29 protein-coding genes are annotated in these 26,598 nt (G+C 72.1%); 14 read left to right on the top strand and 15 right to left on the bottom strand.

Translation table 11 applies throughout. The features are described 5' to 3' along the window. Positions 1–42 precede the first annotated feature (42 nt). The 7 genes from ACIBF7_RS30800 to ACIBF7_RS30770 all read right to left on the bottom strand — a co-directional run bounded on the left by ACIBF7_RS30800 (position 43) and on the right by ACIBF7_RS30770 (position 5,236). The gene (locus tag ACIBF7_RS30800) at positions 43–225 is read right to left on the bottom strand and encodes a hypothetical protein (RefSeq protein ID WP_148029663.1); all 183 of its coding nucleotides are present in this window, start codon (positions 223–225) and stop codon (positions 43–45) included. Further along, positions 226–747, bottom strand: a complete 522-nt coding sequence (locus ACIBF7_RS30795; RefSeq protein WP_148029664.1) for a hypothetical protein — start codon at positions 745–747, stop codon at positions 226–228. Next, positions 744–1,253: a hypothetical protein gene (locus ACIBF7_RS30790; RefSeq protein WP_219543823.1), complete on the bottom strand. Its 510-nt coding sequence runs from the start codon at positions 1,251–1,253 to the stop codon at positions 744–746. Before ACIBF7_RS30790 ends, ACIBF7_RS30795 begins: the two co-directional genes overlap by 4 nt. Continuing rightward, positions 1,254–2,006 (bottom strand): hypothetical protein, encoded by a 753-nt coding sequence (locus ACIBF7_RS30785; protein WP_397198726.1) that lies wholly within the window; start codon positions 2,004–2,006, stop codon positions 1,254–1,256. 186 nt (positions 2,007–2,192) lie between these two features. Further along, positions 2,193–2,930: a ThuA domain-containing protein gene (locus ACIBF7_RS30780; protein ID WP_271277637.1), complete on the bottom strand. Its 738-nt coding sequence runs from the start codon at positions 2,928–2,930 to the stop codon at positions 2,193–2,195. Positions 2,931–2,971: 41 nt separating this feature from the next. Next, on the bottom strand, positions 2,972–4,042 hold the full coding sequence (locus tag ACIBF7_RS30775; protein ID WP_271277636.1) for a Gfo/Idh/MocA family protein: 1,071 nt from the start codon (positions 4,040–4,042) through the stop codon (positions 2,972–2,974). A gap of 147 nt (positions 4,043–4,189) precedes the next feature. After that, complete coding sequence (locus ACIBF7_RS30770) at positions 4,190–5,236, bottom strand: LacI family DNA-binding transcriptional regulator (protein WP_148029669.1); 1,047 nt, start codon at positions 5,234–5,236, stop codon at positions 4,190–4,192. A 76-nt stretch (positions 5,237–5,312) separates the two neighbouring features. Here ACIBF7_RS30770 and ACIBF7_RS30765 point away from each other — a divergent pair, with 76 nt between their 5' ends. Next, positions 5,313–5,489: a hypothetical protein gene (locus ACIBF7_RS30765; RefSeq protein ID WP_187280980.1), complete on the top strand. Its 177-nt coding sequence runs from the start codon at positions 5,313–5,315 to the stop codon at positions 5,487–5,489. Positions 5,490–5,492: 3 nt separating this feature from the next. On the opposite strand, the gene ACIBF7_RS30760 is transcribed toward ACIBF7_RS30765, so the two are convergent. Then, positions 5,493–6,329 (bottom strand): D-alanyl-D-alanine carboxypeptidase family protein, encoded by an 837-nt coding sequence (locus tag ACIBF7_RS30760; RefSeq protein ID WP_246639422.1) that lies wholly within the window; start codon positions 6,327–6,329, stop codon positions 5,493–5,495. A 54-nt stretch (positions 6,330–6,383) separates the two neighbouring features. Further along, positions 6,384–6,908, bottom strand: coding sequence for a DedA family protein (locus ACIBF7_RS30755; RefSeq protein ID WP_148029670.1), 525 nt, complete (start codon positions 6,906–6,908; stop codon positions 6,384–6,386). 133 nt (positions 6,909–7,041) lie between these two features. Here ACIBF7_RS30755 and ACIBF7_RS30750 point away from each other — a divergent pair, with 133 nt between their 5' ends. Next, positions 7,042–7,554, top strand: coding sequence for a hypothetical protein (locus ACIBF7_RS30750; protein ID WP_397198725.1), 513 nt, complete (start codon positions 7,042–7,044; stop codon positions 7,552–7,554). Here the strand turns inward: ACIBF7_RS30750 and ACIBF7_RS30745 are convergent. The 3 genes from ACIBF7_RS30745 to ACIBF7_RS30735 all read right to left on the bottom strand — a co-directional run bounded on the left by ACIBF7_RS30745 (position 7,523) and on the right by ACIBF7_RS30735 (position 12,896). Next, a complete protein-coding gene (locus tag ACIBF7_RS30745; RefSeq protein ID WP_148029672.1) occupies positions 7,523–10,888 on the bottom strand; it encodes a BTAD domain-containing putative transcriptional regulator in 3,366 nt (1,121 codons plus the stop codon). The two genes, ACIBF7_RS30750 and ACIBF7_RS30745, sit on opposite strands and share 32 nt — an antisense overlap. A gap of 78 nt (positions 10,889–10,966) precedes the next feature. After that, complete coding sequence (locus ACIBF7_RS30740) at positions 10,967–12,028, bottom strand: lysylphosphatidylglycerol synthase domain-containing protein (RefSeq protein WP_148029673.1); 1,062 nt, start codon at positions 12,026–12,028, stop codon at positions 10,967–10,969. A gap of 49 nt (positions 12,029–12,077) precedes the next feature. Next, complete coding sequence (locus ACIBF7_RS30735) at positions 12,078–12,896, bottom strand: PIG-L deacetylase family protein (RefSeq protein ID WP_148029674.1); 819 nt, start codon at positions 12,894–12,896, stop codon at positions 12,078–12,080. Positions 12,897–12,920: 24 nt separating this feature from the next. Here ACIBF7_RS30735 and ACIBF7_RS30730 point away from each other — a divergent pair, with 24 nt between their 5' ends. The 3 genes from ACIBF7_RS30730 to ACIBF7_RS30720 are packed head-to-tail and all read left to right on the top strand — an operon-like array spanning position 12,921 to position 14,746. Beyond that, positions 12,921–14,027: a glycosyltransferase family 4 protein gene (locus tag ACIBF7_RS30730; protein ID WP_187280981.1), complete on the top strand. Its 1,107-nt coding sequence runs from the start codon at positions 12,921–12,923 to the stop codon at positions 14,025–14,027. Positions 14,028–14,045: 18 nt separating this feature from the next. Then, positions 14,046–14,288: a hypothetical protein gene (locus tag ACIBF7_RS30725; RefSeq protein WP_148029675.1), complete on the top strand. Its 243-nt coding sequence runs from the start codon at positions 14,046–14,048 to the stop codon at positions 14,286–14,288. Then, positions 14,285–14,746: an SRPBCC family protein gene (locus ACIBF7_RS30720; RefSeq protein ID WP_148029676.1), complete on the top strand. Its 462-nt coding sequence runs from the start codon at positions 14,285–14,287 to the stop codon at positions 14,744–14,746. The genes ACIBF7_RS30725 and ACIBF7_RS30720 overlap by 4 nt, the downstream gene beginning before the upstream one ends. 45 nt (positions 14,747–14,791) lie before the next feature. On the opposite strand, the gene ACIBF7_RS30715 is transcribed toward ACIBF7_RS30720, so the two are convergent. After that, on the bottom strand, positions 14,792–15,175 hold the full coding sequence (locus tag ACIBF7_RS30715) for a hypothetical protein (RefSeq protein WP_148029677.1): 384 nt from the start codon (positions 15,173–15,175) through the stop codon (positions 14,792–14,794). 218 nt (positions 15,176–15,393) lie between these two features. On the opposite strand from ACIBF7_RS30715, the gene ACIBF7_RS30710 reads away from it, so the two are divergent. Beyond that, positions 15,394–16,506 (top strand): aromatic ring-hydroxylating dioxygenase subunit alpha, encoded by a 1,113-nt coding sequence (locus tag ACIBF7_RS30710; protein WP_261808350.1) that lies wholly within the window; start codon positions 15,394–15,396, stop codon positions 16,504–16,506. On the opposite strand, the gene ACIBF7_RS30705 is transcribed toward ACIBF7_RS30710, so the two are convergent. Beyond that, positions 16,473–17,033, bottom strand: a complete 561-nt coding sequence (locus ACIBF7_RS30705; protein ID WP_246639423.1) for a DUF1707 domain-containing protein — start codon at positions 17,031–17,033, stop codon at positions 16,473–16,475. The two genes, ACIBF7_RS30710 and ACIBF7_RS30705, sit on opposite strands and share 34 nt — an antisense overlap. A 182-nt stretch (positions 17,034–17,215) precedes the next feature. Here ACIBF7_RS30705 and ACIBF7_RS30700 point away from each other — a divergent pair, with 182 nt between their 5' ends. The 8 genes from ACIBF7_RS30700 (at position 17,216) to ACIBF7_RS30665 (ending at position 24,748) form a co-directional block, all read left to right on the top strand. Then, positions 17,216–18,139 carry an anti-sigma factor RsbA family regulatory protein gene (locus ACIBF7_RS30700; protein ID WP_397198724.1) on the top strand — a complete coding sequence of 308 codons (924 nt, stop codon included), beginning with the start codon at positions 17,216–17,218 and terminating at the stop codon, positions 18,137–18,139. A 168-nt stretch (positions 18,140–18,307) separates the two neighbouring features. Then, complete coding sequence (locus ACIBF7_RS30695; protein WP_397198723.1) at positions 18,308–18,928, top strand: DUF998 domain-containing protein; 621 nt, start codon at positions 18,308–18,310, stop codon at positions 18,926–18,928. Positions 18,929–18,956: 28 nt separating this feature from the next. Then, positions 18,957–19,415 carry a universal stress protein gene (locus ACIBF7_RS30690; RefSeq protein WP_148029680.1) on the top strand — a complete coding sequence of 153 codons (459 nt, stop codon included), beginning with the start codon at positions 18,957–18,959 and terminating at the stop codon, positions 19,413–19,415. 87 nt (positions 19,416–19,502) lie between these two features. Further along, positions 19,503–20,762, top strand: a complete 1,260-nt coding sequence (locus ACIBF7_RS30685; RefSeq protein WP_397198722.1) for an APC family permease — start codon at positions 19,503–19,505, stop codon at positions 20,760–20,762. 197 nt (positions 20,763–20,959) lie between these two features. Next, on the top strand, positions 20,960–22,384 hold the full coding sequence (gene metG / locus ACIBF7_RS30680) for a methionine--tRNA ligase (RefSeq protein WP_397198721.1): 1,425 nt from the start codon (positions 20,960–20,962) through the stop codon (positions 22,382–22,384). A gap of 58 nt (positions 22,385–22,442) precedes the next feature. Then, complete coding sequence (locus ACIBF7_RS30675) at positions 22,443–23,417, top strand: phosphotriesterase (RefSeq protein ID WP_397198720.1); 975 nt, start codon at positions 22,443–22,445, stop codon at positions 23,415–23,417. A 41-nt stretch (positions 23,418–23,458) separates the two neighbouring features. Continuing rightward, positions 23,459–23,845 carry an STAS domain-containing protein gene (locus ACIBF7_RS30670; RefSeq protein ID WP_148029683.1) on the top strand — a complete coding sequence of 129 codons (387 nt, stop codon included), beginning with the start codon at positions 23,459–23,461 and terminating at the stop codon, positions 23,843–23,845. 9 nt (positions 23,846–23,854) lie between these two features. Further along, positions 23,855–24,748, top strand: coding sequence for an RNA polymerase sigma factor RpoD/SigA (locus tag ACIBF7_RS30665; RefSeq protein WP_148029684.1), 894 nt, complete (start codon positions 23,855–23,857; stop codon positions 24,746–24,748). 371 nt (positions 24,749–25,119) lie between these two features. Here the strand turns inward: ACIBF7_RS30665 and ACIBF7_RS30660 are convergent, their stop codons facing one another. Then, positions 25,120–26,271, bottom strand: a complete 1,152-nt coding sequence (locus ACIBF7_RS30660) for a hypothetical protein (protein WP_397198719.1) — start codon at positions 26,269–26,271, stop codon at positions 25,120–25,122. Positions 26,272–26,598 lie beyond the last annotated feature (327 nt).

Raw genomic sequence — 26,598 nt, 5'->3', positions numbered from 1 at the left:
CCGCCGGACCGACGAGGACAGCACCCAGGCGCTGTTGAGGCTTCAAACGGAGCCCGACAGCGAGAACCCGGCGACCAGGGCGGCGACCAGCCAGACGAAGCCGGTCGTGCCCGCGCCGAGCGCCCCTGCCGAGGTCAGGGCCGCGAGCACGGCCGCCTCCCCCGCCGCGATGAGCCCGAAGCCGGGCCAGAGCAGGCGGAGGGAGGCCGACGTGTTGTCACTCACTCAGATCGTGGTCCTGCAGATCGAGAACTGGCCGGAGCCGCTGGCGCCGCAGGCCACCACGTAGCGGTAGCCGTCGGAGCACTTGCGCCGCTTGCTGGTCGTGCTGCCGCCGGTCCAGCGCCAGGCGTTGCGGCCGGCGCACGAGTCGGCGTACGAGGTGTAGTTGATGCTGACGCAGGTGCCCGAGTAGCCGTCGTCGCGGTGCCAGGAGCCCGTGCAGTTGTCGGAGCCGTAGTAGGCCGAGGACGGCACGCACACCGACGACGCGTTGATGAATCCCTTGCAGGTGTCCCAGACGGTCTTGTAGACGGCGGCGGCGGCGCTGCGCGGGCGGGAGCCGGGCAGCAGGTCGAGGGCGCCGAGCCCGGCCGCCGTCGCCACGCCGAGGGCGAGGCCGAACACGCCCCGGCGGCTCGGACGCGGCTTGGTCGCGGCGACCCGGGACGGGACCGCGTCCACGGGCTCCCGGTTCGCGCTCGGTATCTGGTCGAGGATCGAACTCTTCTCGTCCGAGATGGTCACGGCTGTGCTTCCCTTCGTTTCTCCAACGCTCGTTCCACGACGTCCACCAGCGCCTCGCCGGACCCGACCGGGGTCGAGAACACGACCAGCCCGTCAGGGCCGACGACGAGGAGGGCGGGTGCGTACGGGACGGTGATCGACCGCCACATCTCGGGGTCCTTGATCACCCGTACCGTCTCGGGGAGGCTCTTGCCGAAGCCCGGGTCGTCGGACACCACCGCGAAGGAGTGGTCCTCAGGGAGTTCGGGAGCCAGTTTGGCCACGGCGACGAGGACGTCGTCGCAGATGGAGCACTGTCTGTTGATCTTCACGACCAGCGTCGTGCCGTCGGGCCTGGTGATGGCCGAGCGTGCCTGCTCGTGCTGCCCGGAGGTGAAGCGGACGCCGACGCCCTCGTAGGTGGCCAGCTCCAGCTCGCGGACCCGGCGGTAGAGACCCGCCCCGGCCGCGAAGAGCAGCCCGACCAGGACGGCGAGGACGATGATCGCGGCGGTGGTGGGCTCCACCTACGCGGTCCACTCGAGGCGCTTGATCTTCGTGAGGAAGGTGGCGGCGGCGTCCTCGGCCGCCACGCCCAGGGAACGCACGGAGACGCCGGGCCGGTCCTGCCGCGGGGCGTCCCACGGGGACAGGGTGACCACGGCGGTGTCGGTGACCATGATCAGAGGCTGCGCGTGGGTGTTGGACTCGTCGTCGTCCCGCCAGATCTCGCCCGCGCTCGTCTCGTAGCCGCGCCAGGCGGGGATCCGCTTGGAGCTGGTCTGCTTGGGCTCGACGAGCAGCGACCCGACCCCGGCGATGGTCTGCGTGTACATGGCCATGGACAGCTGGAAGCGCTGCCCGGCGTCGGCGGTCATGCCTTCGGGGGTGTCGGTCCACGCGACCCGGGCGAAGGTGTCGATGATGTCCTTCGTCTCCCATTCCGGGGCGTAGAACATGCCGTGCACCATGTGCCAGGGGCCGAGCCAGGCGGCCCAGCGGGCGCCCTGGGGGTCCTTGCAGTCGTGGATGACGAGCTCGCCGCCCGCCACGGACAGGCGCTCACGCTCCCTGCCGCCGACCGCCTGCACGGCCGAGCCGAGGGAGGTGAGGGGCGCGAGTTCGAGGGCCCAGACATCGGCCGTCGTGTCGCGGCTCCCGTATTTCGGGTTGTAACGCACATGGCCGCACCAGACGTGCAGCAGTTCTTTGTCGTTGTCCTCGACTTCTAGTTGAATAATGGAATTGTCGATGGCGCGGACGCGGGATAAATAAGTCATGCCGACCCCTTGACGAGTGCCGATGCTGCGCGCGACCAGAGCTTTTCATGATCGGATTCAGCCCGTCAAGAGGCTGATCAACTCACCGGTAAAGTCGCTGATCATGGGCTTTACCGCTTTTTACTGGAACGGTCTAGCGGCGTTTTTCTCTTTCCTGACCGGCGGTGGAAAGTCCGGTAAGCACGCCTACCACCGGACCGGCGTGTGCGCGTTGTCCAGCGGCTCGCCGACTCCCGCCGGCGGGGCCGCCCACAGCACGGCGTTGGCCAGCACGCGGCGCACGTCGGGATGGTGGTAGACGGGGTAGTTCTGGTCGCCGGGGCTGAAGTAGAAGATCCGGCCCAGCCCTCGCCGGTAGCAGCAGCCGCTGCGGAACGCCTCGCCGCCGCCGAACGAGCTGATGAACACCAGCTCGTCAGGCTCGGGCACACCGAACGGCTCGCCGTACGTCTCGTGCTCGCCGATGACGATCGGCCGCGGCACCCCCTCGGCGATCGGATGGCCCGGGGCCACGGTCCACACCAGCTCGCGCTCTCCGGCGTCGCGCCAGTTGAGGCTGCACGTGGTGCCCATCAGGGAGCGGAAGAGCTTCGAGTAGTGGCCGGAGTGGAGCACCAGCAGCCCCATGCCGCCGAGCACCCGCGACCGCACCCGCTCGACCACCTCGTCGGCCACGTCCTCGTGGGCCATGTGCCCCCACCAGGTCAGCACGTCGGTCTCGGCGAGCTCCTTGTCCGACAGCCCGTGCTCGGGGTCGTCCAGGACGGCGGTGCGGACGCGGACCCGGGAGCCCAGGTGCTCGGTCAGCCCCGCCGCGATCGCCCCGTGCATCCCGTCGGGGTAGCGCCGCCGCACCTCCTCCTCGCGCTGCTCGTGACGGTTCTCGCCCCACACCGTGACCTTGATCGGCCCCTTGATCGGCATCGTGTCCCCCTCGTGCGCCGCCTACGGGGAGGGCCTACCCGTCATTCGGCCCAGCTCATCGGCGCGGGCGGTTCGAACGAGCTGACCAGCTCGACAGTCCCGCCCTTCTCGTACGAGGCGCGCGCGGCGCAGAGGATCTCCACCACGTGCGCGGCCTGCTGACCGGTGGCGCGGTGCGGCCGCCGCTCGCGGATCGCGGCGGCGAGGTCGCGCACGGCCCGGCCCCATTCGACGCCCGCGTACGGCTCCCGCAGCGGCTTCACCGGCCGGGGCTCCTCGCGGAAGGCGGCGATCTCCAGCGGCGCGTCGAAGTCGTGCCAGCCGCGCAGCAGCAGCGATCCGCCGTCGCCGTGGAACTCCATGCCCTTCTGGTGGGTGTTGCGCTGGTCGACGTAGAAGTCGCAGGTCAGCCGGAGCAGCACGCCGCCCTCGAACTCGATGTTGGCCACCACGTAATCGGGAGTGGTGAGGGTGAAGGGGAGGCCGTCGAGGCGGGTCCGCTGGGGGTGCAGGGTGGAGGCGAACGCGGTCACCCGGCGGGCCGGGCCGAGCGCGGCCGTGGCGATCGTGAGCGGGTAGACGCCCACGTCGAACAGCGCCCCCACCTCGTAGAAGCCGACCGGCTCCGGGTGCCACACCTCGATCCGGCCCCAGTTCACCTCCGCGTAGACCAGCCGGACGCGGCCGATCGCCTCCTCGCGCAGCAGCTTGAGCGCCGTCTGCTGGGACTCGCCGAGGAACGTGGCGGGCGCGCCGCCGAGCCGCAGCCCGCGCTCGCCGGCCAGCGTCACCAGCTCGGCCGCCTCCTCGTAGCGCAGCGCGAGCGGCTTCTCGCTGTGCACGTGCCGGCCCGCCTCCAGGGCGCGGCGGATGACCTCGTAGTGGGCCTTGTGCGCGGTCAGGTTGACCACGATGTCGACGCCGGGGTCGGCCAGCAGCTCGTCCATCGTCGCGTACGCGCGGACGCCGTGCGCGGCGGCGAGGGTCCCGGCCCGCGCGGGGTCGACGTCCTGCACGCCGCGGAGCTCGATCTCGGGGTAGGAGGCCAGGTCGGCGGCGTATCTCTGGGCGATGTTGCCGCATCCGACGATCGCCACGCCCGTGGTCCCCATCACACGTCTCCCTCGCAGGCTCGCGGATCTGGCACTTCGATCACCGAAACTACGCGTACCGCACAACAAAGGTCAATCATGTGTAATGAGCTGAAAACCTGCCGTTTACGCCACTTGACTAGGGAGGGGAGCGTCTCGTCCGAAGGACTACGGACGCGGCGGCGCTGTCGAGGCGCGGACGATCAGCTCGTGCGGGAACAGCAGCCGCTCGGGCTCGTCAGGCGGCTCCAGCAGCAGCCGCCCGGCCGCTGCCCCGATCTCCTGCTTCGCCTGCCGGATCGTGGTCAGCCCGGCCTCCTCGGCGGCGCTGTCGGAGAACCCCACCACCGACAGGTCGCGGGGGACGTCGAGCCCCAGGTCGGCGGCGGCGTCGAGGATGCCGAGCGCCAGCACGTCGGTGTTGGTCAGGATGGCCGTCGGCCGCGGCGTGCGCCCGAGCAGCGCGTGGCCGGCCTCCCTGCCGGCCGCCCGCGAGTTCCTGCTCAGCTCGTAGAACGGCACGGACGCCCAGTCGACGCCGGCTGACACGCAGGCCGCCTCGTAGCCGGAGCGCCGCCCTCGCATCGCCTCGAACACGGCGCCGCGCTGGCGGCCGGGGTCGGCCCAGCCCGTCCGCCCGTCGTCGTGCAGGCCGACCATGGCCACGCCGACGCGCCGGTGGCCCAGCTCGACGAGGTGACGCGCGGCCTGCGCCCCGGCGGCCGGCTCGTCGATGCCCAGGAACGGGTGACCGGGCACGTACGGCTCGTCGACCACCACCGTGGGCAGCCTGCGGGCCAGCACCTCCGCCAGCGCCGGGTGGCCGTCGGGCAGTGACACCACGCAGAACGCGTCGACCACCGCGTCCCGCACCGGCGGCGGGCGTTTCTCGCCGCGCGGGAGCGGCAGGATGAGCAGTCCGACCCCGGCCTCCTCGGCGGCGGTGGCCAGCCCCTGGAAGAACCCGAGCGCGTACGGGTCGGCGAAGGCGTAGGCGAGGGTCTCGCTGAACAGCAGGCCCACCGCGCCGGCCCGGCCCAGGCGCAGCGAGCGCGCGGCCGCGTTGGGGCCGGCGTAGCCCAGCTCGTCGGCGACCTGGAGGATGCGCCGCCGCAGGTCGTCGCTGAGCTGGTCGGGCCGGGAGAAGGCGTAGGACACGGTCGCCCTGGACACGCCCAGCCGATCGGCGATCGTCTGCAGCGTGACCCTGGCCATCTTCCCACCGTAGCGGATCTCTTGCCGACCACCTCTTAATCGATTAAGGTCTTAATGGATTAAGAAGGAGGGTTCCATGGATGCCATGCAGGTCCTCGCGTACCGGACCGCGATGGGACACCGGGAGTCGGCGCATGCGGCGCTGCCGGACGCGCCGGTGCTGCCGCATCGCGACCGGGCCCGGGTCAGGGTCCGTCTGGCGCACAGCCTGCGCCGGACCGCCGACCGCCTCGACCCGGTCGTGCAGTGCTGAGCCTCAGCCGATGACGATCTCCCCGGCGGCGTGCTCCAGCAGCCGCTCGGCGGTCTTGAACCGGCGCTCGTCGCTGTCGCCGAGCAGCACGCCGACCACCCGCGTGCCGCGTTGCTCCGCCGCGAACAGCAGGCAGAACCCGGCCTTGCGGGTATAGCCCGTCTTGACCCCGATCGCGCCGTCGGCCCGGCCGAGCAGCTTGTTCGTGTTGGTCCAGGTGTGCGCCTGGTGCAGGGCCGTCTTGGTCACCTTGTGCGTCGGGCGGCTCACGACCGTCTTGAAGACCGGGATGTCGAGCGCGTACTGCGCCAGCCTCGCCTGGTCGACGGCGGTGGAGTAGCCGCCGTCGCGCGGGGTGGGCATGCCGTCGGCGTTGGTGTAGCGGGTGTCGCCGAGCCCCATCCTGCGGGCGGCGGAGTTCATCTTGGCGACGAAGGCGGGCTTGCCCGGCCCGTAGGTGCGGGCCAGCGCGTTGGCCGCGTCGGCGCCGGACGGCAGCATGAGCGCGTACAGCAGGTCCCGGACCGTGAGCCGCTCGCCCGCGCGCAGGCCCGCCGTCGCCGCGCCGCCCTTGGCGGCGTAGCGGACGTCGGCGGCGGTGACGGTGACGACGTCGGTCAGCTTCGCCTCGCGCAGCACCACGTACGCGGTCATCACCTTGACCAGGCTGGCCACCGGCACCCGGGCGGTCTCGCGCTTGCCGAAGTGGACCGTTCCGTGGGAGTCGACCACGTAAGCGTGCCTGGCGGCCACGGCGGGGGCCGCGACGGCCGGCGGCGCGGCGGAGACCCCCACGGTGAAGGCGAGCATGGTGGAACAGGCGAGAGCAGCGAAGCGCATGCGCACCATGTTGACATCAAGAGGGCGCGGATTCGGTGAAACATGCCGGGACGGTCAGGCCGGGAGTGTTTCCTCCCGCTGCGCCCTTTTCTTGCGCCGCCGGGCGACATAGACCGCCACCGCCGCCACGACGGCCACCGCCACCAGCGCGGCCGTGATCGGCGACTGGTAGGCGAGCCGCAGCCACGCCCACAGCGCGACCATGCCGCCGAACCACCACAGCGGCGCCCAGGTCATGCACCCGAGCGCGCTGGCCACCACGTACCAGGGATACGAAACCCGCAGTGCCCCCGCCACCCACGGCAGCGTGTGACGCAGCATGGGCACCCAGAAACAGCCGTAGACGGCGAGCGCCCCCCACTTCTCGACCGTCCGCTCGATCCTGGCGATCCGCTCCCGGCCCATCCGCTCGCCGACGCGGGACTCGTACAGCTTCTCGCCCAGCCGGCGGCCGGCCCAGTAGTAGACCTGGAACACCACGAAAAGGGCGATCATCAGGATGACGCCCACCAGCCAATAGGGCAGGCCCAGCCAGAACGGGTCCGTCGGCGCCGGCATCGCGAGCGGGAGGTGCCTCATGGCGAACTCCACACCCCCAATCGTTAGGTCAGGCTTACCTTATTTCACCTTGCAAACGACTGCCATATCGGGCTGCAAGTCGTGGTCAACCACCTCCCAGTAGACCTGAGGGTGAGCGAAAGAGGTGGTGACCATGGCGACGAGAAGCGGAGCGGTGCTGGCCAGTGGTACGGCGAACGCGGCCAAGTTCGTGGTGGCGGCCCTGGCCTTCACCGCCGCGTACGCGGGCCTGTCGGCCTACGGTATCGCGAGCTCCGCCGAGGCCCCCGCGCCGACCGCCGTGAGCCTGTCGGCCGAGGAGACGCCGGTCACCACAGCCCTGACCGCGCGGGCGCTCGCCGCCGGCACCGTCACCGTCAGCGCGCTGCCCGCCGGGCCCGGCTGCCTGAAGCCGTACGTGGCCCGCACCCTCCTGGTCAACCCGGACCCGGGCCGGACCGTCTCCTACAGCTGGAAGCTGGCCCGCTGGAGCCCGTCGGCCAAGACCTGGCGGACCTACTTCGTCGACTACTCCGGCTTCGCCGGGGCGCGCGGGACGGCCGAGTGGGAGGCCACGGTCTCCGGCAACCCCGGCTGGTATCGCGTCGAGCTGGCCGTCGAGGGCGCCAAGACCGTCAAGAGCGACCGTTTCCAGGTGAGTTGCTGACCGAGCGCTGCGCCGCCTCCACCCATCGCGGCACGCCCACCCGCCTGGCCACCTCCAGCGCCTTGAGGTAGTGGTCGCGGGCGGCCTCGGGCTGGCCCACCCGGATCGCCAGGTCGCCGAGCGTCAGCGCCACCGGCCACAGCGCCACCACGCCGGTGCCGGCGCCCGCGACCCGGTCGGCGAACGGCTTGAGCTTGTCGTAGCAGTCGACCATCCGCTCCCGGTCGTCGAGGAGCATCCCGGCCAGCGCCCGCCACGTCATGGCGAGCTCGTACAGGAAGTCGGGCCGCACCGGCGGGCGCACCGCGGCGACGGCCTTGGCGTCGGCCAGGTGACCCGCCGAGGCCAGCGCCAGCGCGTAGGCGTCGAGGGTCCACTTGGCGCCGCGCTGGTGGGCCTCGGCCAGCAGGTCGACCATCTCGGCGGCCCGCCCGTCGACCAGGTGGAGGCAGAACGCGGTGATCAGCGGCAGGTCCTGGCGGCCCTCCAGCATGCCCGCCCTGGCGGTCAGCCGGGCCGCGTCGCGGTAGGCGTGCTCGGCCGCCGGGTAGTCGCCGGCGATCATGCGCCGCAGCCCGACGTACCACGCGTGCACCGCGGCGGGGGCCGGCAGGTCGTACTGGCGGGCGAGCTGGTCGGCGGCGGCGGCGTGCTCGTCGGCCGCCGCGAACTCGCCGCGCGCGGCCGCGCACTCCAGCAGCACCAGGTGGGCCAGCGCCTGGGTGGCGATCTGCCCCGAACGCTGGGCGACCTGCAGCAGCTCACGGCCGATGCTCTCGCGGGTGTCGACCGCGGGGATGTCGTAGGACTGCCGCAGCCGCGCGCTCAGCGCGACCGCGATCAGCGCCGGGTCGCCGCTCTGCCGGGCCACCTCCAGCGCCTCCAGCGACGCCTGGCGGCCCCGCTCGGGCGAGGAGGAGCCCTCCAGCTCCAGCGCCAGCGTGGTGAGCAGGCTGGCGCGCAGCGACTGCTCGCCCTCCGGCAGCTCCGACAGCGCCCGCTCGGTGATGTCGACGATCTCCCAGGCGGTGCGGGTGAAGTCGCGGGCCATGCCCTTGTGCGGCACCGCCAGCGACGCGGCCACCCGGGCCGTCAGCTCCAGGTCGCCGAGCGGCAGCGCGGCGTCCATCGCCTCGCGCCGCAGCACCCGGGCCGCCGTCATGTCGCCGCACAGCGCCAGCGCCTTGATGCGGCGGAGCATGAGCTGCAGGCGCTGCTTGGTGTCGCCGCCGGTGCGGTCGAACGCGGCGGTGGCCTGCTCCCACAGCGTGGCCGCCTCGCGGTGGGCGAAGCGCCGCTCGGCCTGCTCGGCCGCCAGCCCGGCGTAGTGGACCGCCTTGTCGGCGGCGTCGGCCAGGTAGTAGTGATGGGCCAGCGCCGCCACGTCGGACGGGGCGCGCCGCTCGATCACCGCCGCCACGGCGGCGTGCAGCCGGGTGCGGCGCAGCCGCGAGGCGTCGGAGTAGATCGTGTCGCGCACCAGGTCGTGGTCGAACCGGAGCATGCCGGGACCCGGCTCGGTCACCAGCCCCGCCAGCAGCGCGGCCTCGACCGCCTCGACCACCGCGTCCTCGTCGCCGGCCACGTCGACCAGCACGTCCACGTCCACGTCGCGGCCGATCACCGCGGCCTGCAGCAGGATCTGCTGCGCCCCGGCGGGCAGCCGGGAGATGCGCCGCCGCAGCACGTCGCGCACCCCGGACGGCACCTGCGACAGCACCTCCGCCGCGCTGGCCCGGTCGGCCGCGCCCTCGGCGTCGAGCAGGCGTACGGTCTCGCGCACGAAGAACGGGTTGCCCGCGGTGCGCTCCACGATCGACTCGACCGCGTCGTCCTCGATCTCGCGCACGCAGGTGGCGCGCACGAGCTGGGCCACGGCCTTCGGGTCGAGCCCGGACAGGCTCACCCGCAGCGGCCCGAGCCGGGCCAGGGCGGCGAGCACGTCGGCCTGGTTGTCGTCGAGCTCGCTCTCGCGGCAGGTGACCACGAGCAGCACCCGGCTGGTGGCCAGCAGGCTGGGCAGCGCGCGCAGCAATGCGAGCGTCTGGTCGTCGGCCCAGTGGAGGTCCTCCAGCGTGAGCAGGACGGGCGAGCGGCTCGCCACGCCCGCCAGGTAGCCGCCGACGGCGCGGTGCAGCCGGAAGCCGCCCGACACCTCGTCGTCGTCGGGGTCGGGGGCGGCGTCGTCGAGCAGCGGCGCGAGTAACTGGGCGTACTCGCCCGCGCCGGTCACGCGGACCAGCGTGCGCAGGATCTCCACCCAGGCCCAGCCGGGCGGGGTGGCGCTGGAGTCGGGGCAGGCGCCCGACGAGGTCATCCAGCCGTCGGCGGTGAGCCTGCCCTGGAGCTGGCGGAGCAGCGTGGTCTTGCCGGCGCCGGCGACGCCGGTGACGATCGCCACCTGGAAGCGGCCGGTACGGGCGGCGGCCGTGGTCAGCCTGGACAGCTCGGCGTCGCGGCCGACGAACGGCTCAGGCTCCAGCGGCGGCGGCTCGACGGGCGTGGCCGGGCGGGGCGGCCAGGTGTCGGCCGCCGGGACCGGCCTGGACGGGCGCGGCGGCGGGGTCAGGTCGAGCTCGGGCGACTGGGCCAGGATGTCGGACTCCAGCTTGCGCAGCGCCGGGCCGGGGTCGATGCCCAGCTCGTCGGCGAGGATGCCGCGCGCCCTACGCAGCGCGGCCAGCGCGTCGCCCTGCCTGCCGCAGCGGTAGAGGCCGAGCGCCAGCAGCCGCCAGCCCTCCTCGCGCAGCGGGTGTTCGGTGGTCAGCGCCTCCAGGTCGGGCACGGTCTCGGAGGGCAGGCCCAGGCGCAGGCCGGTGTCGGCGTGCCGCTCGCGGGCCACCAGCCGCAGCTCGGCGAGCCGGTTGACCTCGGCCTCGGCCCACGTCTGGTCGGCGAAGTCGGAGTAGGGGGTGCCGCGCCACAGGCCGAGCGACTTCTCCAGACGGCCGCGCGCCGACTGGGGGTCGCCCTCCTCCAGGTGCTCGCCCGCCGCGCGCACGAGCTGCTCGAACCGCAGCGCGTCGACCTGGTCGGGCGCCACCCGCAGCGCGTAGCCGGAGGCCACCGTCACCAGCAGCCGGTTGGGCCCGCCGCGCGGGCGGCCGGGCTCCAGCACGCGGCGCAGCCGCGAGATGTAGACCTGCAGGCCGGACTGGGCGCCCTTGGCCGTGTCGTCGTCCCACAGGTCGTAGAGCAGGGTGTCAACGGGCACGACCTGACCCCTGGCCACGAGGAGCCGGGCGAGGACGGCCCGCTGCCGCAACCCGCCGAGGTCGAGTTCGTCGTCGTGTGCGTACGCCTCGACTGGCCCCAGAACTCGGAACGCCACCATTTCAGCCGCCACGCTATGCGGGCTTCCGAATCACGCACAAGGCCCGGGGTTGATAATCGAGCGTTATGTTTCTGATCGTCACCTGGGGGCCTTCGAGATCGTGGACGGGGGCTCCGCGGCGGCGCCACGCCTGTCGCGCCTACGCAGAAGCGCCCACGCCCCGAGCGCGAGGCCACCGAACGGGATCTCGATAGTGTAAGTCCAGAAGCCGAAAAGCAGTGCGGCGGCCGTCGCGGGAGCGAGCGGCACGCCGAACGCGCTGGTGAGCAGCACCACCACGCCCGCCTCCATGATGCCCGCCCCGCTGGGCGTGATCAGCGCGGTCGTCAGCACCCGCGACAGCGCGAAGACCGCGATCGACTCGGCCGGGCCCGGGTAGGCGCCGGTGGCGACGAGGCAGGCCACCATGATCGCCCCCTGCAGGACCAGGAACGCGACCATGCCGGCGGTCAACGGCGGCCACCGGGTCCTGATGACGTCTGCGGTGTCGGCCCGCAGCCGGTGGAACGCCTCCGACGGCCGCACCCGCAGCCGGATCAGCCGTACGAGGGAGTCGAGGCCCCGGCCCAGCACGGCCGCGGCGCGGTCCCAGTAGAGCGCCACGGCCACCACCGTGACGAGGACCAGGATCGACACCGCGCCCGCCCAGCCCGCGTTGGCCACCGTCGGGTTGGGCACCCGGCCCGCGATCAGCAGGGCGATGATGCCGACGGCCGGCAGGACGAACCTGAACAGGGTGTTCCACACGCCGCTGACCAGCGTCATGACCACGATCGAGCGGCTGTGGAAGCCCCACCCCCTGGCCATCGCGAATGTCAGCGCGACCCCGGCGGCGCCGCCGAACGGCAGCAGGTTGCTCACCGCGCTGCCCGCCGCGTTGAGCGTGAGCGCCTGCAGGCGCCCCAGCCCCGGCAGGGATCCCGTCAGCACGAACGTGTACGCCAGCAGGCTGAGCAGCCACAGCCCGGTCATCAGCGCGATGGTGCCGGCGCCGAGCGAGCCGAAGACGGCCCAGATCTCCCGCCACGAGACGTGCTTGCCGGTCAGGGTGTGCACGATCTGCGGCAGGTAGACCACGAGCACCACTGCCAGGCCCAGCGAGAGGGCGGACAGCGTGATCTGCAGCCACTTGTTCTTCATCGGCTCCCAGTCTGGCGGCTGCGCGGCGTGGCCGGGTCCATCTGGGGGACTATTTCGGCCCCGGGTCGAAGGGATGACGCACCCGGGTGCCCGGCGGCAGGTCGCGCCGGACGTACCACTCGGTGCCGAAGACCAGGCGGTAGAGCGGGCCCGGCACCTTGAGCATCACGGCGAGCGTGCGGTCGCTGTCGCCGCCGGAGGCCTGGGACACGTGCGCGGCCATCGCGGCCCGCTTCTGCCGCGCGTAGCGGCGCACGTTGACCCGGTGGGTGATGGTCTCGCCGGCCGAGTAGGCGCTTTCGAAGGTGCGCACGTCGAACTCCGGCGGGAACCGGTAGACCTTGCCCGCCATCCGCAGCAGCCGCAGCAGCGGGTCGCGGTTGACCGTGGCCTCCAGGACGATCGGCGTGCCGGCGATCTCCGCCGCCCGCCTGCCCACCCGGTGGACCTGCACGTGGTCGGGGTGGCCGTAGCCGCCGGCCGGGTCGTAGATGGTGAGCAGGTCGGCCTCCTCCTCGCGGAGGATCGCGGCGAGCGCGCCGGCGGCCTTCTCGGTGTCGGCGTCGATGAACGCGTTGTCGGGGCGCTCGTCGGCGACGCCGCCCTGCGGGCTCAGCCCCGAGTCGCCGTAGCCCAGGCACTCCACGCGGGCGCAGCCGAGCACCGCGGCCGACTGGTAGAGCTCTTTCATCCGGGTCTCGCCGAGCGCCTCGCCGGGATCCATGTCGGCCAGGCCGCGCTCGCCGGCGGTGGCCACCACGAGCACCACGCGGTGCCCCTCGGCCGCCAGCATCGCCATCGTGCCCGCCGTCAGCAGGGCCTCGTCGTCGGGGTGGGCGTGGAAGAAGACTGCGGTACGTGGAGGCACAGGCCCCAGATTAGTCTGGGAGAGGTGCGGATCTTTCACGTGAGCGACTGTTACCTCCCGCGGCTCGGGGGCATCGAGGTGCAGGTCGCCGATCTCGTGCGGATGCAGCGCGAGTCCGGCCACGCCGTCGAGGTGGCCACCGCCACCCGGGGGGAGCCGCTCGACGGGGTGCACCGCGTCGCCGCCAGGATGCCGTTCGACCTGCCGGTCCACCCGCGCGGGGTGAGCCATCTCACCAGACGGCTGGCGCTGTCCAGGCCCGACGTGGTGCACGTGCACATGGGGGCGGTCTCGCCGTTCGCGTGGATGGGGGTGCGCGCCGCGGTGCGCCGCGGGCTGCCGTGCGTGGTGACCGTCCACAGCATGTGGGACCCCGTCACGCGGGCGCTCTACCGCCTCCTGGGGCTCGTGTACGGGTGGCAGCGGTGGGGCCTGGTGGCCACCACGGTCAGCAACGCGGCGGCGGTGCCCATCCGGCGGGTGGCCGGGCCGGGGGTGCCGGTGCGGGTGGTGTCCAACGGCCTCGACCTGTCCGGCTGGCGGCTTTTTCCCGGAGGCGGCGGGCCCGAGCCGCGTGACGAGGTTCACGTGGTGGCGGTCGGCCGGCTGGCCCCGCGCAAGCAGCCGGTGGGCCTGCTGCGGATCCTGGAGAAGGCGAGGGCGCGGGTGCCCGCGGCGATCCCGCTGCGCGCCACGGTGGTCGGCGACGGCCCGGCCAGGCCGGCCATGGAGCGCTATCTGGCCAGGCGCGGCATGAGCGGATGGGTGTCGCTGCCCGGCCGCTACAGCAGGGAGCGCATCGCGAAGGTGCTGGAGTCGGCCGACGTGTTCGTGGCGCCGGCGCCGCGCGAGTCGTTCGGCATCGCCGCGCTGGAGGCCAGGACCGCCGGGCTGCCGGTGGTCGCGCGGACGCAGAGCGGGGTGGCCGACTTCGTCGAGCACGGCACGGAGGGCCTGCTCGGCCGCGATCCCGGCGCGGTGGCCGAGGCCGTGGCGCGGCTCTGCGAGGACCGTGGGCTGCGGGAGCGGATCACCCGCCACAACCGGGCCAACCCGCCCGCGGCGGGCTCCTGGCCCACGGTGCTCGCCGGCTTCGACCGGGCGTACGCGGAGGCGGCCGGCCGCGCCTGACGGTGTTATCTTGGTACCGTGGTACCAACCGAGCGGACGCAGACCGGCCTGAGAGTGGAGAAGAACCTGTTGAAGGTCCTCAAGGGGCTGGCCGAATATCTCGACATGTCACTCGGCGACCTGGTCGAGGGCATCACGCTGCACGCCTTCGAAGGCCGCGCGCCGTTCTCCGACGAGACCCTCGGCAAGATCGCCCAGCTCAAGTCCGTCTACGGTCTGACGCTCACCGCCGACGACGCCCACAAGCTGGTCGACCGGTGAGCGACGGGCACTGCACGCTGACCGGGCACGTGCCGGTCCCGCTGCCGCCGCCGGAGGCGCTGCGCCTGTTCACCCCGCGGGGCGAGGAGGAGTGGATCAAGGGCTGGCGGCCCCGCTTCCCCGTCCCCGCCCCCGACGACTCGCGGCCCGGCACCGTCTTCGAGACCGACTCCCACGGCGAGCGCACGATCTGGGTGGTGGCCGACCGGCAGGAGGGCCACCGCATCAGCTACGCGAGGGTGACCCCCGGCTCGCGGGCCGGCACGGTGACGGTCACCGCCGTCGACGACGGTCACGGCGGCACGACGGTCGAGGTCACGTACGAGCTGACGGCGCTGTCCCCGCAGGGGGCCCGCGAGCTGCGCGGGTTCGCCGACGGCTACGCGGACTTCCTCGGGTCCTGGGAGCGGGCGATAGCCGCCCGGCTCGCCTCTCCCAACGCGGCCACCCCTACGTGACGCGACCGGGGGCGGTCGGCGACTGCCCCCGGGACCGTTCTCTGATCAGCTGCAGGCCTGCTGGATCTTGGTGATGAAGCCCTGCAGCTTGCTGACCGACTCCATCGAGCCCGCCGGGTCGGAGCCGTCGATCTTGATGCCTTCCAGGCCGGTGGCGAGGTCGTTGAGCGCGGCGCCGACCTCGCCGTCGTAGTTGCCGGCCAGCGTCTTCACCTTGGCGCCGGCCTCCTTGCCCGCGGTCTCCAGCGCCTTCGGGTCCGTCGCGGCCGACGCGGCCGTGGTGTTGAACTCGTTCATGATCGTGGTGACTTCCGCGGCGGCGGTGTTGCAGTCGACCGCCTGGCTCAGGGCGCCGCAGCCGGTGATCGTCATACCTGCGAACGCGAACGTCGCGACCGCGAGGGCCAGGCGACGGCGAGGGGGTGTCATGGTTGTGCCTTTCGTAGGTTCAGGGACGAACGGACAGTAGAAGCGCGTTCTTGACGGTCGCTTGCACCGCGCTAACGACCATGGTGACAGCCAGTGTGGAACGCCGTGACCAGCCCCGGCGCGCGCCGCCCCGGATGCCTCTTGACACGCCCCGAGGCCGACCCGAATATGTCGCATATAGAGCAACTCGGTGCGTATTACGCAACAAGGAGTGTCCCTTGACCAGCACATCGAGTCTGATCTCCACGCTGCCCGGACGCTCCTACACCGACCCGGCGCTGTTCGTGGCGGAACAGGCCAGGATCTTCGAGGTCCTGTGGTTCTGCGCGCTCCGTTCGGACGAACTCGCCAGACCCGGGGCGTTCAGGACCGTCCAGGTCGGCAGGGAGAGCGTGATCGTGGTCCGGGGCCGGGACGGGGAGCTGCGCGCGTTCCTGAACGTCTGCAGGCACCGCGGCGCCCGGCTCTGCGTGGAGGAGACGGGCGAGGTCAAGCGCACGCTCAAGTGCCCGTACCACGCCTGGGCCTACGACCTCGACGGCCGCCTGGCCGCAGCGCCCAACCTGGTCAAGATGCCCGACGTGGACCGCGTCGAGTACGGCCTGGTCCCGGTGGCCCTGCGCGAGTGGCTCGGCTACGCCTGGGTCTGCCTCGCCGACCAGCCGCCCTCGTTCGAGGACACGGTGATGCACGCGGCCACGGAACGGCTCGGCGACCCGGCCGCCATCGAGCACTACCAGACCGACAAGCTCGCCCTCGGCCGCCGCATCCGCTACGACGTGCGGGCCAACTGGAAGCTGATCGTCGAGAACTTCATGGAGTGCTACCACTGCGCGACCATCCACCCCGAGCTCACGGCCGTGCTGCCCGAGTTCGCCGGCGGATACGCCGCCCAGTACTACGTGGGCCACGGCGCCGAGTTCGCCGAGCGCGTGCAGGGCTTCACCGTCGACGGCAGCCCCGGCTTCGGCAAGCTGCCCGACGTCTCCGCCGAGCAGGACCGGCGCTACTACGCGATCACCGTCAAGCCGCAGGTGTTCGTCAACCTGGTGCCCGACCACGTCATCGTGCACCGGATGTTCCCGATGGCCGTGGACCGCACGGTCGTGGAGTGCGACTGGCTCTACCACCCCGACGTGGTGGCCTCGGGAGCCGACCTGTCGCTGTCGGTCGAGCTGTTCCACCGGGTCAACGAGCAGGACTTCGACGCCTGCGAGCGGACCCAGCCCGGGATGTACTCGCGGGCCTACCGGTCAGGAGGCGTGCTGGTGCCGAGCGAGCACCACATCTCCGCCTTTCACGACTGGGTGAACCAGCGCTTGCGCGGATAGCGCACGGTCAGGCCGCCGTACTTGCTCTGCCCGACGATCACCAGGTGAAGGGCGCCGGGCTGCTGGCGGCCCGGCACGTCCGCGACGCTCGTGCTGCCCCAGTCGCTGCGGAACCCGTCGATGTCCGCCGACGCGCCCGGTGGCAGCACGATCTTGGCCGCTCCGTACTTCAGGTCGAACGCGACCTCGACCACCCGGTGCGGAACCACGGCCTCGGTGAAGTCGAGGTGGACGGCGCCGTGCTTGGAGGCGATCCGCAGCCGTCGCGGGACCGCCCAGTCGCCGGTGCGCCGGATGCTGTCGTGCGTGCTCTCCAGGGTCACCTCGTCGCGCGCCGGCCCGGCCGCCGCCGCGGGCAGGTCGTCGACCAGGGCGACCAGATCTCCGTAGACCTTGGCGCTCAACGCCCTCTCCAGGCGCTCCTCCAGCTCGAACTGGTCGAGCCGACCCTCGGTGAACGCCTGCTGCAGCTGCTGGGTGATGCGCTCCCGGTCCGCGTCCGAGGCGCGCATCCGCAATTCCGACATACTCCGAGCATAGGGATCGGAAACCTAGAACGGGAGTTGGCGGCCGGATGGGGTGCGCAGATCCAGGGAGAACGCTGGACGCGGCTGGCGGGGTCGCCGGACGACCCGGTATCTCTTCACACTGAGGGGGTACCCCCAACGAGGTGCCTTGAAGTCGTCAATTCCGGGTAGCTTGAATCACGATGCTGGCCGAATCCTTCTCTCACCCGGCCCTCTTCTACAGAGGCGACCGGGAATACACGGCTGCCGTCACGGCCTTCGTGCGCGAGGGCCTGGCGGCCGGTGAGCCCGTCGCCGTCGCGGTGCCCGGTCCCAAGCTGAAGCTGCTGGAGCGGGAGCTGGGCGCCGACGCCGCCCGTGTCCTCATGCTCGACATGAACCGGGAGGGCCGCAACCCCGGCCGCATCATCCCCGGCGTGCTGCTCGACTTCGCCGACCGCCACCGCGACGCCCACGTCCGCATCGTCGGCGAGCCGATCTGGCCTGACCGGACCGACACCGAATACCCCGCGTGCGCCCAGCACGAGGCGCTGATCAACTTCGCGTTCGAGGGCCGCGACGTCACGATCCTGTGCCCGTACGACGCCGAGGGGCTCACCGCCGAGGTGCTCCGCGAGGCGGAGCTCACCCACCCGGTGCTGCTCGACGCCGCCGGCGAGCGGCCGAGCGGCAGCTACGCCCCGCGGCTCGTCGTCGACGGCCACAACCGGCCGCTCGCCGACCCCGACGACTTCGTCTCACTCCGCTTCGACCACGACAACCTGGCCGCCGCCCGCGGCCTCGCCGCCACCGCGGCGGCCGAGATGGGGTTCGGCGGCCACCGGCTCGACGACGTCCGCCTGGTGGTCGCCGAGCTTGGCGCCAACAGCCTCGACCACGGCGGCGGCGCCGGTCTCATCCGGGTGTGGCGCGAGGGCGGCCGCCTGGTCTGCGAGGTCAGCGACGCCGGCCACATCGCCGACCCGCTGGCCGGGCGCAGGCCGGTCGACCCGCAGGTGGCGGGCTCGCGCGGGCTGCTCATCGTCAACCTGCTCAGCGATCTGGTCCGGGTCCACACCCGCGCGGGAGCGACCGTCGTCCGCGTCTACTTCGACGCGCCGCGCTGACGTCCGCCCCACCCTCCCTGATCGGGCCCGCCCTACCCAGGGTCGGGTCCTCGCAGGTCAGGGCAGGGTCTTAGGGGGTGATCCGACCTAAGTACTAAGGGATCGACCAGGGAGCGCTGGGGCTCTTCTCCGATACTCCGCGAGGCCGCGTGCCACGACGTTGGAAGCATGAAGGGATTGCTTGCCAGCGGATTCACGGCCATCGGCACCGGCACCGGCACCATGGTCGCCCTGCACGCCGAGGCGGGGCTCGACCCGATGCACACCGTCATCAGCGAGTACGCCTTCCAGGCGGCCGGCTGGCTGCTGCCGCTGTCGCTGACTCTCTTCGCGGCGGGCGCGGCCCTGATCGCCGAGGCGCTGCGCCGGTCCGGCGCGGACCGGTGGGTGGTGGCGCTGCTGGCCGTGTGGGGAGCGAGCATGTTCCTGGTCGGCGCCTTCCCGACCGACGCGCCCGGGCTGCCGCTGTCCTTCTCGGGTGCTGTCCACCGCTATGCCGCCTTCGTCGCGTTCCTGGTGATGCCGCTGGCCGGACTGCTGCTGGCCAGGGCGCGGATCCGGTACGCCGGATGGGTGCGGGTGCTCAGCATGGTGGCCCTGGGCGCGCTGGTGATGGTCGTGATCCCGTACGCGGTGCGGATGTTCGGCATCCCGCTGGAGAACGAGGACTTCCCGGCCGGGCTGATCCAGCGCACCGTGGTGATCACCGAGCTGGGCGTGCTGGCGCTGGCCGGCCTGTCGACGCCGGGGCGGCCCGCCCGCCGCTCGACGGCCCCGGCCCTGGCGTAATCGCCCCGCCTTTCGGTAGAGGACGGGCATGACGATTCTGATCGCGTACGACGGATCCGACGACGCCAAGGCGGCCATCGAGTGCTGCGGGAAGATGTTCCCCGGCCGGGACGCCGTGGTGCTGACCGTGTGGGAGCGGCTGGCGATGACCACCGCGCGGGCCTCCGCCGGCCTGGTGATGGTCGTGGACACCTCGCCCGCCGAGGAGGAGGCGATCCAGCGGGCCATGACCGAGCTGGCCGGACAGGGGACCGAGCGGGCGCGCGCGGCGGGGCTGGAGGCACGTCCGCGCTGTGAGCCGGACGCGCCGGCCGTGTGGGCGACCATCGTGGACGTGGCCGACGAGCTCGACGCCGAGCTGATCGTGACCGGCACCCGCGGGCTCGGCGGGGTGCGGTCGCTGCTGCTCGGCAGCACCTCGGACCGGGTGCTGCACCACGCGGGCCGGCCGGTGCTGGTCGTGCCGGGCCCGAGACCCGCCGAATAGCACGCTGTTCAGCCGCTGTTCTCCCGCCGTGGGTTGATCGCGCCGGTCCGATGCGGCAGAGTGCGCCGGACGGTGAGGGAGGGGTGCGTGGGCGAAGGGCTGGCCAGGCGACTGGGCACCGGTGACGCGGTCGTCGTGGGATTGAGCGCGATGGTAGGGGCCGGGGTGTTCGCCGTGTTCGCGCCTGCGGCCGGGGCCGCCGGGTCGTGGCTGCTCGCCGCGCTCGGGCTGGCCGCCGTCGTGGCCTACTGCAACGCCACCTCCTCCGCCCGCCTGGCGGCCCGCCACCCGGAGTCGGGCGGGACCTACGTGTACGGGCGGCGCAGGCTGGGAACCTTCTGGGGCTACCTCGCGGGGTGGGGGTTCACCGTCGGCAAGACGGCCTCCTGCGCGGCCATGGCGCTGACCTTCGGCGCGTACGCCGCGCCCGGCCTGGCCAGGCCGCTGGCCGTCGGCGCGGTCGTCGTGCTGACGGCACTCAACCTGTTCGGGGTGCGGCGGTCGGCGGGGGCGGCGCGGATCATGGTCGGGTTCGTGCTGCTGGTGCTGGCCGCCGTCGTGGCGGCGGCGTTCCTGCCGGACCTGCTCGCCGGTCCCGCGTACGACCAGCCGCCGGGCCTCCGCATGTTCCTCGATCCCGAGGTGACCGGGTGGGGCGTGCTCCAGGGGGCCGGTCTGCTGTTCTTCGCGTTCGCCGGATACGCCCGCATCGCCACGCTGGGGGAGGAGGTCCGCGACCCCGGCCGGACGATCCCGCGCGCCATCGGCGTCGCGCTCGGCCTCACGCTGGTGGTGTACGCGCTGGTCGCCGTGGCCGCGCTGGACACGCTCGGGCCGGGGATGCTCGCCCAGTCCGCCGAGCCGCTGGTGGACGTGGTGAAGATGGCCGGTGCGCTGTGGCTGGAGCCGGTGGTGCGGGCCGGCGCGGCGGTGGCGGCGCTCGGCGCGCTGCTCGCGCTGCTGCTCGGCGTCTCGCGCACGGTGCTCGCCATGGCCCGCGAGCGCGACCTGCCCGGCGCGCTCGCCGCCGTCGACCCCGTCCACCAGGCGCCGCGCCGGGCCGAACTGGCGGTGGGTGCGGCCGTGGTGGTGCTCGTGCTCGTCGCCGACCTGCGGGAGGCGATCGGGTTCTCGTCCTTCGGGGTGCTCGTCTACTACGCGATCGCGAACGCCGCCGCCCTGACCCTGCGCCCCGACGAGGGCGCGCCGCCGAAGGCGGTGCCGGTGCTCGGGCTGGCGCTCTGCCTCCTGCTCGCCGCCACCCTGCCGGTGGCGTCGGTGGTGGCCGGGCTGGTCATGTTCGCCGTCGGCACGGCGCTGTGGGCCCTGCGCCGCCGCCGGGCCTGAGCCGCCCGCTTCCTCGTACGCCTGCTTCCTCGTACGCGGAAAATGGCGGGAGACGCGTGAGGCCGATCGGTACGATGGGCGGCATGACGGCGTTCGCGGTGATGACGGCCCCCTAGCGGGGTTCACCGGACGACGTCCTTCATGAGGCCCTGCGAGCGGGGCCTCTCGTCGTGTCAGGGGTCCCCGGGAGGCACCCGATGTACATCACGACGACCATTCCCTATGTGAACGCCCGCCCGCATCTCGGGTTCGCGCTGGAGATCGTGCAGGCCGACGTGCTGGCCCGCCACCATCGGCGGCGCGGCGAGCCGGTGCGGTTCCAGACCGGCACCGACGACAACTCGCTGAAGAACGTGCTGGCGGCGGAGGCGGCGGGCGTGCCGGTCCGCGAGCTGGTCGACCGCAACGCCGCCGCGTTCGAGGGCCTGCGCGGGCCGCTGGACCTGTCGTTCGACGCGTTCGTCCGGACCAGCTCCCACCCGGGACACCGGGCCGGGGTGGAGCGCCTGTGGCGGGCGACCGCGCACGACCTCTTCCGCAGGCACTACGAAGGGCTCTACTGCGTCGGCTGTGAGGCGTTCTACCAGGAGGAACCCTGCCCTGAGGGGCACCCGGAACCGCTGCGGCGGGTGTCGGAGGAGAACTGGTTCTTCCGGCTGTCCCGCTACCGCGAACCGCTGCTGGACCTGATCAGGAGCGGCACCCCGGCGATCGAGCCGGTCAGCCGCAGGAACGAGGTGCTGGCGTTCCTGGAGTCCGGCCTGGAGGACATCAGCGTCTCGCGGTCGGCGGAGCGCTCGCGCGGCTGGGGCATCCCGGTGCCCGGCGACCCCGGCCAGGTGGTGTACGTGTGGTGGGACGCGCTGGCCAACTACATCACCGCGCTGGACGGCGACGACTACGGACGCTGGTGGGAGCGCGAGCCCCGCAGGCTCCACCTCATGGGCAAGGGCGTGATCCGCTTCCACGCCGTGTACTGGCCGGCCATGCTGCTCTCGGCCGGGCTGCCGCTGCCCACGCGGATCTTCGTGCACGACTACGTCACCGCGGGCGGGCGCAAGATCAGCAAGTCCGGGGGCGCGACGGCCGATCCGGTGGCGCTGTCGGCCGCGTACGGGGTGGACGCGGTGCGGTGGTGGCTGCTGCGCGAGGTGCCGCGCGTCGGCGACGCCGACTTCACCGAGGAGCGGCTGATCGCCCGCGCCGACGAGGACCTCGCCAACGGCGCCGGCAACCTGGTCAACCGGGTCGTCACGATGGTGTACAGGTTCCGCGACGGGCGGGTGCCCGACGCCCGGCCGGAGCCGCTGGAGGCGGCCGGCCGCGCGGGGGAGCGGGTGCACGAGGCGCTGGAGGCGTTCGACTTCCGGCGGGCGGCGGCCGCCGTGCAGGCGATCGTCGAGGAGGCCAACCAGTACGTGGAGCGGACGCGGCCGTGGAAGCAGGATCCCGGCGGGCGCGACACCTCCCTGGCGACGCTGGTGCACGCCTGCCGGGAGCTCGCCGTACAACTGGAGCCCTTCCTGCCCACGGCGGCGCGCCGGGTGGCCGCGGCGCTGCGCGAGGAGGACGGGCGGCTGCCGCGGCCGGCGCCGCTCTTCCCCCGGCTGGGCGGCGGTTGACGGGGAGTCAGGGGCCGCTTACGGTGGCGCGGGAAGATCCGCCGGCACGGAGGTGGCCATGCCCGTCGTCAGCACCGTCCGAGGCCCGGTCGACGTCGCCGAACTCGGCCAGACCCTCATGCACGAACACATCTTCGTGGCCGCCGCCGAGCACCTGGAGAACTACGGCAGGGGCGCCTGGTGGGACGAGGAGGTCCGGGTCGCCGACGCGATCACCAAGCTGAACGCGGTGGCGGCCAAGGGGGTGCGGACGATCGTCGACCCGACCGTGTGGGGGCTCGGCCGGTACATCCCCCGCATCCAGCGGGTCGCCGCCGGGGTTCCGGACCTCAACATCGTCGTCGCCACCGGCATCTACAGCTTCGAGGAGCTGCCTCACCAGTACGAGCACCGCGGCCCGGGGCTCCTCCTCGACATGCCCGACCCGATGATCGACGACTTCGTCCGCGACCTCACCGACGGGATCGCCGACACCGGGGTCAAGGCGGCCTTCCTCAAGTGCGTGGTCGACGAGAAGGGGCTCACCCCCGGCGTGGAGCGCATCTGCCGCGCCGTCGCCCAGGCCCACGTGCGCACCGGGGCGCCGATCACCGTGCACACCAACTCGCCCGCGCAGAGCGGGATCGTCGCGCTCGACCTGTTCGCCAAGGAGGGGGTGGACCTGACCAAGGTGGTGGTCGGCCACGCCGGCGACAGTAACGATCTGGACTACTTGCGGCGGCTCGCCGACACCGGGGCGACGCTCGGCATGGACCGGTTCGGGCTCGACCTCTACAACCCGACGCCGCAGCGCGTGGCCACGATCGCGGCGCTGTGCGAGCGCGGCTACACCGACCGGATGGTGCTCAGCCACGACGCGTCCTGCTTCATGGACTACTTCCCCAACGAGTGGGACATGGTCGGCGTCATCGCTCCCAACTGGCGCTATGACCACATTCACGATGATGTGCTGCCCGCTCTGCGTGAGGCGGGCGTGACGGATGGGCAGATCGAGCAGATCCTGGTGTTCAACCCCCGTCGATACTTCTCGTAAAGTAAGGGGAAGTCAGACGCAACGCAGGTAGGTGGAGCTGGGTGACTTCGGACCAAGCCTTGTCGATCAGTCTCGGTCTCCAGGGGCCGTGCGTCATCGCGAGGCTGACGGGCGACTTCGACTTCGGCTCCGCCGCTGAAGTACGCGACCGAGTCACCAAGGCTCTCGACCTCACCCAACCGCCGATGCTCGTGATCGACATGCAGGCGGTCAGCGTCTGCGACTCCTCGGGTCTGTCCGTGCTGGTCTACCTGCACAAGGCCGTCACCGCCTCCGGCGGCAAGCTGCTGCTGTCCGGGCTCAACGGCCGGTGCAAGCACCTGTTCGCGATCACCGCGCTCGACAAGTTCTTCGACATCAGGACGACCGCCGAGCTGGCCATCGCCGAGCTGAGCGAAGAGGGGAATTCGCCGCCCTTTACCGGGTAGTCGCCTCGCATGTCGGCTGAAGAGCCCGATCTGCTCGGCCTCTACCTGCAGCAGATCGGCGTGATCCCCCTGCTCTCCGCCGCGGACGAGGTCGACCTGGCCAAACGGATCGAGGCGGGCCTGTACGCGGGTCACCTGATCGGCCGGGGCGCGGGCTCCCCGGAGCTCGAAGACGTCCGCCGCGACGGCGAGCGTGCCAAGGAGCTGCTCATCAGGTCCAACCTGCGGCTCGTCGTGGCCGCGGCGCGCAAGTTCGCCCACCGCGGGCTGCCCATGACGGACGTCGTCCAGGAGGGCAACCTCGGGCTCATGAGGGCCGTGGAGAAGTTCGACTACCGGCGCGGATACAAGTTCTCCACCTACGGCATGTGGTGGATCCGGCAGGCCATCGAGCGCGGCATCCACGACAAGAGCCGTACGGTCCGGCTGCCGATCCACGTGGCCGAGGAGCTCGCGCGGCTGCTCACGGTGGAGCGGCGGCTCGCCGTCGAGCTCGGCCGCGACCCGGGCCTCGACGAGCTGGCCGAGGCCGCCGGGCGCTCGGTCCGGCAGGTGGCCAGGTTACGGATGCTGGCCCAGGAGACGGTCAGCCTGGACATGCCCGTCGGCGACCGGGGCGAGGGCAGGATCGGCGACCTGATCGCCGACGAGGACGGCCTGGAGGTGCAGGAACTCACCGAACGCCGCGCGCTCGGCGCCGAGCTGAACCGGCTCGTCACGTCGCTGCCGCCGCGCGAGGCGTACATCATCAGGCTGCGGTTCGGGCTGGCCGGGCGCGAGATCATGACTTATACGGAGATCGCCGCGCAGATGGGGCTGACCAGGGAGCGCATCCGGCAGCTGGAGAAGCAGGCGTTCAAACGCCTGCGGGAAGGCGGACCGCTGCTCGCCTGGGCATCATGAGCCGAAATATCGGCAAATGTGGACGTTGACCTTGCTCCCGATCTGGTGGTTAATCAGGATGCCGCTTTCAACAGGGGGAGGCGGCGGCCGGTCAGTCATGGGGGCACCAGTGCGCAGACGCCATGCCGGAAATCGCGCCACGACGCTGTCGAGGCTCTGGAGACGCTGGCTCGACGGAGAGATCCGCTTCGACCTGCGCGCGTTGAGGGTGAGGGCCAGGGGCGAAACGCCCCTGGCTGTCAGGAGGTGACCAGCAGGGCCAGGCCGATGAGAACCACGACCGGCACGAGCCAGACGACCGCCTCGGCAGCGAACTCCTTGTACATCGTGTAGATCTCCCTCTCAACGCCCGGGCGGGGGCAGCGTGAACGTCACTGCACACCATAGCCGCCCCCCGCCGGTGGATCGGCCCCCGGCTCCTCCGTCCGGCTCGCGGCGATGCGCTTGGCGAGGCCGGCGAGCGACTCGTCGGCCATCAGCGCGGGCAACCTGGGGGCCTCCGCGGCGATCCGGTCGTGGATCTCCTCGTGGTCGCCCAGGTGGCGGGTCCAGGCCCGCAGGACCTCCGGCATCGCGGCGATCGCCGCGTCGCTCAGGATCGCCTCGCGGGGCAGCCACGAGGTGAGGAACGCCGACACCCTGGCCGGGCTCCACCACAGCGGCCGCGCGCCCAGGAACTCGGCCAGCGCGCCGAACGCCTCGTCCGCCCCGGGCGTGTCGGGCAGGGCGTCGAAAGCGGTGAACGTCTCATCCGGCGCGTGACGTACCGGATCGGGGACGGACCGGGCGCGTGCCAGCGCGAGCGGGCGGACGGCGGGCAGGGTGTCGGCCACCTCCGCGCCCATGAGCAGGTCGGTCACCTCGAACGCGTCCAGCACCCGCCCCGCCACGACGTCCGCCGGCGCCCGCGCCAGGTCGAGGTCGTCGAGGAACTTCGGCTCCTCCACCACCGCGTCCACCGCCAGCCCGCCGTGCGCCTGGTCGATGCCCACCACCAGCAGATGCGGCTCCCGGCCGTCGGCGTAACGGAACGCGAGCGCGGCCAGCACCTGCTCGCCGTGCCGATCGCCCCTGCCGTACCACGCCCCCTCGCACACCACCTCCCCCATCCGGGCCGCCCACCTGGGCAACCACTCCAACGCCTCCCGCCCTGCCATGGCGAGATCGACACCGTACGGGGGAGGTGTCCGTGGGACGGTCGCCGTGAGATCGTCGGGTTCTTCGTCCTCCCGGGCGGCGGCGGTGAGATCGTCGCGTTCTTCGTCCGAGGTGGGTATCTCCTGGACGGCCTCGGCGTCGTACGGCGTCGCGCTGGCTGTCGTGGTGAGGTCGTCCGGGAGTTCGAGCGTGGCCAGGGCCGCTGTCGCGAGTCTCGCCTCGGGACGCTCGGAACCGGCCAGTTCGCCCAGCAGGTCAGGGTCGCCCTCGGACACCAGGCGGGCCGCCCAGAGCTCGGTGCGCAGCGGCGAACGCCACCGGAGGAGGTCACGGGCCTGTTCGATCGCGCGGTCGTACGTGGTCACCTTCCGACCGTATCGTCCCACCGGTCATGACAGCCGTCACCGCCGGTCCGGGTCGCCGCTCGTCCCTGGCGATGTCCATCCACAGTCCCACCGCGCGTCACGCGGAAATCGAGACGTCGGGCTGCGTGATCCTCCCGCGCGGCAGGAGAACGGAGAACGTCCTCTTTCTGGAGTCGCAGGATCCTCACGCGCGGTACAACGTCCCCTCCCTGAGCCGCCGAATCCCTGTACGCGGGCACGGGGAATCTAGAACGTCGTCTTCCTGAGCCGCTGGATCCTCACGGACGGTACATGGAAAGCGAGAACGTCCCCTTCCCAGGCTGGCTG

Source organism: Nonomuraea sp. NPDC050478 (genome assembly GCF_044458265.1).
Taxonomy (GTDB): Bacteria; Actinomycetota; Actinomycetes; order Streptosporangiales; family Streptosporangiaceae; genus Nonomuraea; species Nonomuraea ferruginea.
The sequence above is the reverse complement of the archived record's forward strand: the minus strand, read 5'-3'. Positions and strand labels throughout refer to the sequence as shown.